Annotated in this window: 5 protein-coding genes; 4 read left to right on the top strand and 1 reads right to left on the bottom strand. The window is 64.1% G+C overall.

Annotated features, from left to right (window positions below; all coding sequences use genetic code 11):
* Nucleotides 1-39 precede the first annotated feature (39 nt).
* From E1H16_RS01065 to E1H16_RS01055, 3 genes are all read left to right on the top strand, one after another.
* Nucleotides 40-1,203, top strand: coding sequence for a CaiB/BaiF CoA transferase family protein (locus E1H16_RS01065; RefSeq protein ID WP_134321847.1), 1,164 nt, complete (start codon nt 40-42; stop codon nt 1,201-1,203).
* Nucleotides 1,204-1,561: 358 nt separating this feature from the next.
* Nucleotides 1,562-5,017, top strand: a complete 3,456-nt coding sequence (gene rpoB / locus E1H16_RS01060) for a DNA-directed RNA polymerase subunit beta (protein WP_134321846.1) — start codon at nt 1,562-1,564, stop codon at nt 5,015-5,017.
* Between the two features lie 97 nt (nt 5,018-5,114).
* Nucleotides 5,115-9,017 (top strand): DNA-directed RNA polymerase subunit beta', encoded by a 3,903-nt coding sequence (locus E1H16_RS01055; protein WP_134321845.1) that lies wholly within the window; start codon nt 5,115-5,117, stop codon nt 9,015-9,017.
* 157 nt (nt 9,018-9,174) lie between these two features.
* Here the strand turns inward: E1H16_RS01055 and E1H16_RS01050 are convergent, their stop codons facing one another.
* Nucleotides 9,175-10,077 carry a hydroxymethylglutaryl-CoA lyase gene (locus E1H16_RS01050; protein ID WP_134321844.1) on the bottom strand — a complete coding sequence of 301 codons (903 nt, stop codon included), beginning with the start codon at nt 10,075-10,077 and terminating at the stop codon, nt 9,175-9,177.
* Nucleotides 10,078-10,313: 236 nt separating this feature from the next.
* On the opposite strand from E1H16_RS01050, the gene E1H16_RS01045 reads away from it, so the two are divergent.
* Entirely contained in the window at nt 10,314-11,678 is a 1,365-nt protein-coding gene (locus E1H16_RS01045; protein ID WP_134321843.1) for an RNA 5'-3' helicase PhoH2, read from the top strand.
* Nucleotides 11,679-11,689: the final 11 nt, after the last annotated feature.

Here is an 11,689-nt window from a genome sequence, read left to right as displayed (position 1 = left end):
CAGGTCATCTTGAGCGGCCGCGTGCGAGAGAATCGCCGCATGCGTCCACTCGAAGGAATCACCGTCGTAGCCCTCGAACAGGCTGTTGCCGCGCCGTTCGCCACGCGCCAACTCGCCGATCTCGGCGCGCGGGTGATCAAGGTAGAGCGGCCGGGCGTGGGTGATTTCGCCCGTGGGTACGACGAAACGGTGAAAGGTCAGTCCTCGCACTTCGTCTGGCTGAACCGGTCCAAAGAGTCGCTCGCCCTGGACATCAAGGATACTGCCGATCGTGAGGTGCTCGACGCGCTGATCGCCACGGCTGATGTCTTCGTACAGAACCTCGCCCCGGGTGCATGCCGCCGTCTTGGGTTGGACGCGCAGACCCTGCGCGCAGCGAAGCCCGAGTTGATCCACGTCTCGATCAGCGGATACGGCGAGGGCGGACCGTATGAGCAGAAGAAGGCGTACGACCTGCTGGTGCAGTGTGAGGCTGGTTTGGTGTCGGTGACCGGTACGCCGGACGTCCCCAGCAAGGCTGGCATCTCGGTCGCGGACATTGCCGCCGGGATGTACTCCTACACCGGCGTACTGACCGCCGTGATCCAACGTCTGCGCACGGGCGAGGGCGCCACTATCGAGGTGTCGATGCTGGAGGCGCTCGCCGAATGGATGAGCTTCCCGATGTATTACTCGGCGTACGGCGGCAGCGACCCGAAGCGCACGGGTGCCTCGCATGCTGCGATCGCGCCCTACGGTCCGGTGCAGGTCGCCGGTGGTGAGCGGGTGTTCCTGGGCATTCAGAACGAGCGCGAGTGGCAGCGGTTCTGCGGCGATGTGCTGGGGCAGCCCGCCTTGGCGGGCGACCCGCGGTTCGCGACGAACACATTGCGTTCGGATCATCGCGACGAGTTGACCGGCGTGATCGAGGAGATCACCACAGCACTGTCCGCCGATGAGGTGCTCGCCCGGCTCGACACTGCGCAGATCGCCAACGCGCGACTGCGCACGATGCAGGGGTTGGTTGAACATCCGCAGCTCGCAGCACGCAAACGGTGGCGTGAGTTCGGCTCGCCCGTCGGTCCGTTGATGGGTTTGCTGCCGCCGACGACATTCGTCGGCGCGGAGGTGCCGGACGCCGGCCCGGTACCGGCGGTGGGGGAGCACACTGCGGCGATCCTCGCCGAGCTCGGCCTCAGCCGGTCGCCGGGGGCGGGCGAGTAGAGAGTTATTCATTATTCACACGCCGACCCGATGAACTTGACGTTTGGTGCGTGAGCGAGGATGGTTGCCGTACACCTCGCACGGCGACCGTGGCAGCGCATCGGACACGCCGTAGGTGATGAAGCGGTAATTGACCGCTGAAGTGGTAGAGGACTCACCGGAGTTGGGTCTGAGACTGTGGACAGGTTTGTCTACATGTGGCTAGAATCATTCTTTGCGCTGCCTTCCTCCTGACATCTCGTAAAACCCGACCCGATCACGCCAAACTCTGCATGCGTGCGCGGTAGCCGGGTGACGCGTCAGGAATCGAGGAGCGCGGTCAGAAATTTGCAGACGCCCGTCCTCGGAAGGACCCACCTTGGCAGGCTCCCGCCCCGATTCGACCGTCCGCTCGTCCGCCACCGCAGGCGCCAATGGCTCCCCAATTCCTGGAGCTCCCAAGCGCGTCTCGTTCGCGAAGATTCGTGAACCCCTCGCGGTGCCCGACCTGCTCGCCTTGCAGACCTCCAGTTTTGACTGGCTGGTTGGAAACGAAGCTTGGCGTGCCCGGGTAGGCGACGATCCAGCGCTCACCAGCGGCCTGGAAGAGATCCTCAGTGAAATCTCGCCGATCGAGGATTTCTCGGACACTATGTCCCTCACCTTCTCCAATCCACGTTTCGAGGATGTCAAAGCTGACACCGAAACGTGCAAGGACAAGGACATGACGTACTGCGCTCCGCTGTTCGTCACCGCCGAGTTCATGAACAACACCACTGGTGAGATCAAGAGCCAGACCGTGTTCATGGGCGACTTCCCGATGATGACTTCGGGCGGCACCTTCATCATCAACGGCACCGAGCGTGTCGTCGTCTCGCAACTGGTCCGCTCACCGGGCGTGTACTTCGACCAGACCATCGACAAGACCACCGACAAAGACGTCTTCGGCTGCAAGGTCATCCCTAGCCGCGGCGCGTGGCTCGAGTTCGATGTCGACAAGCGCGACACCGTCGGCGTACGTATCGACCGCAAGCGCCGCCAGCCGGTCACCGTATTGCTGAAGGCTCTCGGCTGGACCGAGGACCGCATCCGCGAACACTTCGCCTGGTCCGAGTCCATGATGGCCACCCTGGAGAAGGACACCATCAAGACCGAGGACGAGGCGCTGCTGGACATCTACCGCAAGTTGCGCCCGGGCGAGCCGCCGACCCGTGAGTCCGCGAAAACGCTGCTCAACAATCTCTTCTTCAACGCCAAGCGCTACGACCTGGCCAAGGTGGGTCGCTACAAGGTCAACAAGAAGCTCGAACTCGACCTGCCGACCACCGAGTCGGTGCTGACCGAGGACGATATCGTCGCCTCGATCGAGTACATCGTGCACCTGCACGCTGGCGACGAAGGCTACGACGTCGACGACATCGACCACTTCGGTAACCGTCGTCTGCGCACCGTTGGCGAACTGATCCAGAACCAGATCCGCGTGGGTCTGTCGCGTATGGAGCGCGTCGTCCGTGAGCGGATGACGACCCAGGATGTCGAGGCGATCACGCCGCAGACGCTGATCAACATCCGGCCGGTGTCCGCGGCGATCAAGGAGTTCTTCGGAACGTCGCAGATGTCGCAGTTCATGGATCAGACCAACCCGCTGTCGGGTCTGACCCACAAGCGTCGCCTGTCGGCGCTGGGCCCGGGCGGTCTGTCTCGTGAACGCGCCGGCATGGAGGTCCGTGACGTTCACCCGTCGCACTACGGCCGTATGTGCCCGATCGAGACGCCTGAAGGCCCGAACATTGGTCTGATCGGCTCGCTCGCGTCGTTCGCTCGGGTCAACCCGTTCGGCTTCATCGAGTCGCCGTACCGCAAGGTCGTCGGCGGTGTGGTCACCGACCAGGTCGACTACCTGTCCGCTGATGAGGAGGACCGCCACGTCATCGCGCAGGCCAACTCGAAGCTCGACGACAACGGTCGTTTTGCGGACGAGAAGGTCCTGGTGCGTGTCAAGGGCGGCGAAACCGTCGAGATCGAGCCCGACGCCGTCGACTACATGGATGTGTCGGCGCGCCAGATGAACTCGGTCGCTACGGCGATGATTCCGTTCCTGGAGCACGACGACGCGAACCGCGCACTGATGGGCGCGAACATGCAGCGTCAGTCGGTGCCGTTGCTGCGTAGCGAGGCACCGCTGGTCGGTACCGGTATGGAGTTGCGCGCCGCGGTCGACGCTGGTGACGTACTCACCGCGACGAAGGCTGGCGTGGTCGAGGAGGTCGCCGCCGACTACATCTCGATCATGGCTGACGACGGCACTCGCCAGACCTTCGGTCTGCACAAGTTCACCCGCTCCAACCAGGGCACCTGTATCAACCAGAAGGTTCTGGTGGACGCGGGGCAACGGGTTGAAGAAGGCCAGATCATCGCCGACGGCCCGTGCACCGAGGACGGCGAACTCGCGCTCGGGCGGAACCTGCTCGTCGCGTTCATGCCGTGGGAGGGTCACAACTTCGAGGACGCGATCATCCTGTCGCAGCGACTCGTGCGTGACGACGTCCTCTCCTCGATCCACATCGAAGAGTTCGAGGTTGACGCTCGCGATACCAAGTTGGGTCCGGAGGAGATCACCCGCGATATCCCGAACGTCTCGGAAGAGGCGCTGGCGGATCTCGACGAACGCGGCATCATTCGCATCGGTGCCGAGGTTGTCGCCGGCGACGTACTGGTCGGCAAGGTCACCCCGAAGGGTGAAACTGAGCTGACCCCGGAGGAGCGCCTGCTGCGCGCGATCTTCGGCGAGAAGGCCCGTGAGGTCCGCGACACGTCGCTGAAGGTCAAGCACGGTGAGTCCGGCAAGGTCATCGGCGTCCGGGTGTTCTCGCGTGAGGACGGCGACGAACTGGCCCCGGGTGTCAACGAACTGATCCGGGTGTACGTCGCGCAGATGCGCAAGATCACCGACGGTGACAAGCTCGCCGGTCGTCACGGCAACAAGGGTGTTATCTCCAAGATCCTCCCCGAGGAGGACATGCCGTTCCTGCCGGATGGCACTCCGGTCGACATCGTGCTGAACCCGCTGGGTGTGCCGTCGCGAATGAACGTCGGACAGATCCTGGAGACACACCTCGGCTGGATTGCAAAGTCTGGCTGGGAAGTCGAGGGGAACCCGGACTGGGCCGATGCTCTGCCAGAGCATGCGCGCAGCTCAGAGCCGGGCACGAACACGGCGACCCCGATCTTCGACGGTGCTCGTGAAGAGGAGGTCATCGGCCTGCTCGGCTCGACCATCCCGAACCGGGACGGCAACCGCATGGTCGACGGCAACGGTAAGGCGCGGCTGTTCGACGGCCGCTCCGGCGAACCGTTCCCGACGCCGGTCACGGTGGGGTACATCTACATTCTGAAGCTGCTGCACCTGGTCGACGACAAGATCCACGCGCGTGCGACCGGCCCGTACTCGATGATCACTCAGCAGCCGCTGGGTGGTAAGGCGCAGTTCGGTGGTCAGCGCTTCGGTGAGATGGAGTGCTGGGCGATGCAGGCCTACGGCGCCGCCTACGCGCTGCAGGAGTTGCTGACGATCAAGTCCGACGACATCGTCGGCCGCGTGAAGGTGTACGAGGCCGTCGTCAAGGGCGAGAACGTACCCGAGCCTGGTATCCCGGAATCGTTCAAGGTGTTGCTCAAGGAGCTGCAGTCGTTGTGCCTCAACGTGCAGGTGCTCTCCAGCGATGGCCAGGCCATCGAGTTGCGAGACTCCGACGACGAAGCGGGACGCACGGCTGACGAGCTCGGAATCGACCTTTCTCGGCGCGAGCCGAGCATCGTCGACCTCGAAGGCTGATCGTGCGACGCGGGCGCTGTTACTGAGCCCGCGTCGTCCTTCGACCTTCCCCGAGGGGCTGGCCCCCTCACACTCATAGAAACAAGGGACTACATACGTGTTCGACGTAAATGTCTTCGATCAGCTCAAGATCGGGCTGGCGACCGCTGACGACATCCGCGCATGGTCGTACGGCGAGGTCAAGAAGCCCGAAACCATCAATTACCGCACCCTGCGTCCGGAAAAGGACGGGCTCTTCTGCGAGAAGATCTTCGGCCCGACCCGCGACTGGGAGTGCTACTGCGGCAAGTACAAGCGCGTCCGCTTCAAGGGCATCATCTGCGAGCGGTGTGGCGTTGAGGTCACCCGAGCGAAGGTCCGCCGCGAGCGGATGGGCCACATCGAGTTGGCCGCTCCGGTTACCCACATCTGGTACTTCAAGGGTGTTCCCTCGCGCCTGGGCTACCTGCTCGATATCGCGCCGAAGGATCTCGAGAAGATCATCTACTTCGCCGCCTACCTGATCACCAGCGTCGATACCGATGGCCGCCATCGTGATCTGCCGACCATCGAAGCCGAGGTCGCCGCGGAGAAGAAGCAGCTCGAGAACAAGCGGGACGCCGACCTGGAGACCCGTGCGAAGAAGCTCGAGACCGACCTCGCCGAGCTTGAGGCAGAGGGCGCCAAGGCCGACGTCCGCCGCAAGGTGCGCGACGGTGGCGAGCGCGAGATGCGTCAAATGCGCGATCGCGCCCAGCGCGAGATCGATCGCATCGACGAGGTCTCCGATACGTTCCGCAAGTTGACCGTTGGCGATCTGATCGTCGACGAGATGCTGTACCGCGAACTGTCCGACCGCTTCGGTGAGTACTTCGAAGGCGGGATGGGCGCCGCGGCGCTGCAGAAGCTGCTGCAGGACTTCGACCTGGACGCCGAAGCCGCCAAGCTGCGCGAGATCATCGCCGAGGGCAAGGGCCAGAAGAAGATCCGTGCGCTGAAGCGCCTGAAGGTCGTCGCCCACTTCCAGGCCACTGGCAATTCGCCTGCCGGCATGGTGCTGGACGCCGTACCGGTGGTCCCGCCGGAGTTGCGCCCGATGGTGCAACTCGACGGTGGGCGCTTCGCGACCAGCGACCTCAATGACCTGTACCGTCGCGTGATCAACCGCAACAACCGCCTCAAGCGTCTGCTGGATCTCGGTGCTCCCGACATCATCATCAGCAACGAGAAGCGGATGCTGCAGGAGTCCGTGGACGCGCTGTTCGACAACGGTCGCCGTGGCCGTCCGGTCACCGGCCCGGGTAACCGTCCGTTGAAGTCGCTCTCGGACCTGCTCAAGGGTAAGCAGGGTCGTTTCCGTCAGAACCTGCTTGGTAAGCGCGTTGACTACTCCGGCCGTTCGGTCATCGTCGTCGGTCCGCAGCTGAAGTTGCATCAGTGCGGCTTGCCGAAGTTGATGGCGCTCGAGCTGTTCAAGCCGTTCGTGATGAAGCGTCTGGTTGATCTGCAGCATGCGCAGAACATCAAGTCGGCCAAGCGGATGGTTGAGCGTGCTCGCCCGCAGGTGTGGGACGTCCTCGAAGAGGTCATCACCGAGCACCCGGTGCTGCTGAACCGTGCTCCTACGTTGCACCGTCTGGGTATCCAGGCGTTCGAGCCGCAGTTGGTCGAGGGCAAGGCCATCCAGATCCACCCGCTGGTGTGTGCCGCGTTCAACGCTGACTTCGACGGTGACCAGATGGCGGTGCACCTGCCGCTGTCCGCCGAGTCGCAGGCAGAAGCGCGCATTCTGATGCTCTCGAGCAACAACATCCTGTCGCCGGCGTCCGGTCGTCCGATCACGGCGCCGTCGCACGAGATGATCATCGGCCTGTACTACCTGTCGAACCTGATCGGTGGTGGAGCGGGCGAGGGCGACGTGTTCTCCTCGCACGCCGAGGCACTGATGGCGTTCGATCGTGGCCTGCTCGCTATCGACGCGAAGTGCAAGATCCGGTTGCACGACGTGCCGTCGGTCGACAACGGTGTCGCCGAGCCGTGGGTTGCCCCCGAGGGCTGGGAGCCCGGCGATCCGGTGCTGCTGGAGACCAGCCTTGGTCGCGTCATCTTCAACGAAGCGCTGCCCGAGGACTACCGGTTCATCAACTACCCGGTGTCCAAGAAGGAACTGGGCCAGATCGTCAACGACCTGGCCGAGCGCTATCCCAAGGTGCAGGTCGCCGCGTCGCTGGATGCGCTCAAGTCGACCGGCTTCTTCTGGGCGACCCGCGCGGGCATCACGATCGGTATCGAGGACGTGTCGACACCGCCGCAGAAGCCCGAGATCATCGGTCGCTACGAGGCGGACGCCGACAAGATCGAGAAGCAGTACCAGCGCGGCATGATCACCGGCGATGAGCGCCGTCAGGAGCTCATCGAGGTGTGGACTCGCGCCACGGAGGAGGTTGCCAAGGCGACCGAGTCGAACTTCGAGGAGACCAACCCGGTCTTCGTCATGATCGACTCCGGTGCGCGTGGTAACTGGCTGCAGTTGCGTCAGATCGCCGGTATGCGTGGTCTGGTGGCCAACCCGAAGGGTGAGATCATCCCGCGTCCGATCAAGTCCTCCTACCGTGAGGGCCTGTCGGTACTGGAGTTCTTCATCGCCACCCACGGCGCTCGTAAGGGCCTGGCTGACACCGCGTTGCGTACGGCCGACTCGGGTTACCTGACCCGTCGTCTGGTGGATGTTTCGCAGGACGTCATCATCCGCGAGGAAGACTGCGGCACCGAGCGTGCTGTCGTCATGCCGATTGCGGCCGAAGGCGCTGACGGCACGCTGATCAAGGACCAGCACGCCGAGACCTCGTCGTACGCTCGCACCCTCGCTGAGGATGTCAAGGTCGACGGCACCGTGATCGCCGCGGCCGGTTCTGACCTGGGCGACACCGTGATCGACGCGCTGATCGCCGCCGGTATCAAGGAAGTTCGCGTCCGTTGCGTGCTCACCTGTGAGTCCGCTGTCGGTACCTGCGCAGCGTGCTACGGTCGCTCGCTGGCCACCGGCAAGACCGTGGACGTCGGTGAGGCTGTCGGCATCATCGCGGCACAGTCGATCGGTGAGCCCGGTACCCAGTTGACGATGCGTACCTTCCACACCGGTGGTGCGGTGTCCGACAGCGGTGACATCACGCACGGTCTGCCGCGTGTGGTCGAGTTGTTCGAAGCGCGTGTCCCCAAGGGCAAGGCGCCTATCGCCGAGACCGCCGGTCGCATCCAGATCGATGATCAGGACAAGCAGCGCAAGATCACGATCATCCCGGACGACGGTAGCGACGAGATCGCCTACGAGAAGATCTCCAAGCGTGTGCGGCTGCGCGTCGAGGACGGCAGCCACGTGGAGATCGGTCAGCAGATGACCGACGGCGCGGTTGACCCGCACGAAGTGCTGCGGATCATGGGCCCACGTGAGGTGCAGCTGCACCTGGTGCGCGAGGTCCAGGAGGTCTACCGCTCGCAGGGTGTGCAGATCCACGACAAGCACATCGAGGTGATCGTCCGCCAGATGCTGAAGCGGATCACCGTCATCGACTCGGGCTCGACGGAGTTCCTGCCCGGATCGCTGCCGGAGAACGCGCAGTTCCTGTCGGAGAACCGTCGCGTCGTGGGCGAGGGCGGCGAGCCTGCCTCGGGTCGTCCGGTGCTGATGGGTATCACCAAGGCGTCGCTGGCGACCGAGTCGTGGCTGTCGGCGGCCTCCTTCCAGGAGACCACCCGCGTGCTCACCGATGCCGCGATCCAGGGCAAGAGCGATTCGCTCGTCGGCCTGAAGGAGAACGTCATCATCGGTCAGCTGATCCCGGCCGGTACCGGTATCGCGCGTTACCGCAACATCAACGTTGAGCCCACCGAGGAAGCCCGCGCGGCGATGTACTCGATGGCCAGCTTCGAAGAGGGCGGTTACTACGACGACAGCGTCTTCGGTCAGGGCTCCGGCCAGGCCGTCCCGCTGGATACGTTCGACGACGGCTTCTACAGCTAAGTCAACTGTCGCTCGATTGGCCCGCAGGCGTTGTGCCTGCGGGCCTTTCGCGTGCCGTGGGTGCGCCGCCAGACCGTCGTCCTGCGCGGTGTGCCGTCGGCGCAGTCCGCGAGGTACGGCGCCGCGTCGCTCAAGCGGCCAGGCAGTGCGGAGCCGCCTACCGGGGCGGGAAGTTGCCTGCCTTCCCCAACAGGGCCGGAGTGTCGTGCTGCAACTCGCCTGCGAGGAAGCTCGCCACACCGGTGACCTTGTCCAGATCGATCCCGGTGCTGTAGCCCATTCGGTGCAGCAGATATAGCAGGTCTTCGGTTGCGATATTGCCGGTCGCGTTCGGCGCGAATGGGCAGCCACCGATACCGCCCGCGGAGGAATCGAGCACGCGCACCCCTGCCTGCAGCGCCGCGTAGGCATTCGCATACCCGGTGTTGCGGGTGTTGTGGAAATGTCCACGCAGCCGGACAGCGTCGCCGACCTCCGCTCGGAGGGCCGTGAACAGCGAGGTGACCTGGCTCGGCACCGCGACGCCAATCGTGTCGCCGAGCGCGATCTCCTGGGCACCGGCGCGTACGGCGCGCTTCGCCAATCCGATGACGACATCCGGGTCGACCTCGCCGTCGAACGGGCAACCGAAGGACGTCGTGAGCGTGATGGACACCGGGAGCCCTGCAGTCGTGACGGCGTCGATGACTTCCTCGGCGTCGGCGATGATCGCCTCTACCGACGAATTTTGGTTGCGTTGCGCGAAACCTTCCGAGGCGCTCGCGACCACGTTCACCTCGTCGACCCCGGCGGCCTGCGCGCGAGCCCAGCCGCGTGGGTTCAGCACCAGGCCGATGTACGACACATCGTCGCGGCGCGGCACGGCCTCCATGACAGCTTCGGCGTCGGCCATCGCGGGGACGACCTTGGGGTGCACGAACGACACAGCCTCCAGGCGGCGTACGCCGGCATCGATCAACTGCTCGATGAGGCTCACCTTGGCTCCGGTGCTCAGCAGGGTCGATTCATTCTGTAGGCCGTCGCGGGCGGATACCTCAACGATCGTGACGTCAGCGCTCATAAGCAGATCGTAGACGCGGGGACGAATGGCGGCGATTGTGACGTAGGCACGGACCTTGCGAGTTCACACGTGACGTAGGCGCGGACCTCGCGAGTTCACACGGCGGTAACCGATCAGTTGCGTGTCGTTGCGAGGCCGGGGCTGGGCAACGGTTACCTTGAGCAGAAGTAAGGCCCACAACTTCAGACGGACCATGAAGTCGATAACGCCTCCTCAATCATCCAGGAGAACTACACATGGCACCTCGAGTGAACCTCAGCTCACTGTCCACCGACCCGCAGGGTCTGGCACCAGGGGAGGGTGAGGTCGCGCGTCGCTGCTATGTACTCGACACCAGCGTGCTGTTGGCTGACCCCGCCGCGCTGCGACGATTTGGCGAGCACGACATCGTTTTGCCAATCGTGGTGATCAGTGAGTTGGAGGCGAAGCGTCACCACCCCGAGCTCGGTTGGTTTGCGCGCGAATCGCTGCGCACCCTAGATGATTTACGGGATGAGCACGGCCGTCTCGACGGCCCGGTTCCGATCGGTGTCGAGGGAGGCACGATTCGGGTCGAGCTGAATCACGTCGATGCGCAGATCCTGCCGACCGGACTGCGCGACGGCACTAACGATGCGCGGATCCTCGCTGTGGCAGCTAACTTGGGATCCGAAGGGCACGACGTTGTCCTGGTCACCAAGGACATGCCGCTGCGGGTGAAGGCTGCCTCCGTCGGGGTGGCCGCTGAGGAGTACCGCGCGATCGGCGCCGTGCAAACGGGCTGGACGGGCATGCGCACACTCGATGTCACCCCCGACGTTCTGGATGGCCTGTTCGAATCGAATGTCATCGATCTGGACGACGCGCGCGAGCTTCCCTGTCACACCGGCGTGGTATTGGACGCTGCGGGTGGCAGTTCGGCACTGGGGCGCGTCACACCGCAGAAGCAGGTCCAGTTGGTTCGTGGGAATGCCGAGGCGTTTGGGCTGCGTGGGCGTTCGGCCGAACAGCGGATCGCGATGGAGACTCTGCTGGACGACTCAGTGGGCATCGTGTCGCTCGGTGGACGGGCCGGGACAGGTAAGTCAGCGCTCGCGCTCTGCGCGGGTCTGGAGGCGGTGTTGGAGCGCCGCGTGCACAAGAAAGTGATCGTGTTCCGCCCGCTGTATGCCGTCGGCGGTCAGGACCTCGGGTACCTGCCCGGTACCGAGGGCGAGAAAATGAACCCGTGGGCGCAGGCGGTTTTCGACACCCTCGGTGCAGTGACCTCGCGGCAGGTGATCGACGAGGTGCTGCAGCGTGATCTGCTTGAGGTGTTGCCGTTGACGCACATCCGCGGTCGTTCACTGCATGACGCGTTCGTCATCGTCGATGAGGCGCAATCGTTGGAGCGCAATGTGCTGCTGACCGTGCTCAGCCGGATCGGTCAGAATTCCCGCGTGGTGCTCACTCATGACGTTGCGCAGCGCGATAACTTGCGGGTGGGGCGCCACGATGGCATCAACGCGGTGATCGAGGCCATGAAGGGCCACCCGCTGTTCGCGCACTACACCCTCAGTCGCAGCGAACGCTCACCGATCGCGGCGTTGGTGACGACGCTGCTCGAAGGGGAGCCGCAGTAAAGATCGGCGAG

This window comes from Cumulibacter soli (genome assembly GCF_004382795.1).
GTDB classification, from domain to species: Bacteria; Actinomycetota; Actinomycetes; order Mycobacteriales; family Antricoccaceae; genus Cumulibacter; species Cumulibacter soli.
Note: the sequence above shows the minus strand (reverse complement) of the source record. Positions and strands in the feature narration are given on the sequence as shown.

Bases quoted from the DNA above. Each gene is read 5' to 3' on its own strand.
- E1H16_RS01065 (WP_134321847.1), top strand. From the start codon at position 40: ATGCGTCCACTCGAAGGAATCACCGTCGTAGCCCTCGAACAGGCTGTT.
- E1H16_RS01050 (WP_134321844.1), bottom strand. From the start codon at position 10,077: ATGAGCGCTGACGTCACGATCGTTGAGGTATCCGCCCGCGACGGCCTA.
- E1H16_RS01045 (WP_134321843.1), top strand. From the start codon at position 10,314: ATGGCACCTCGAGTGAACCTCAGCTCACTGTCCACCGACCCGCAGGGT.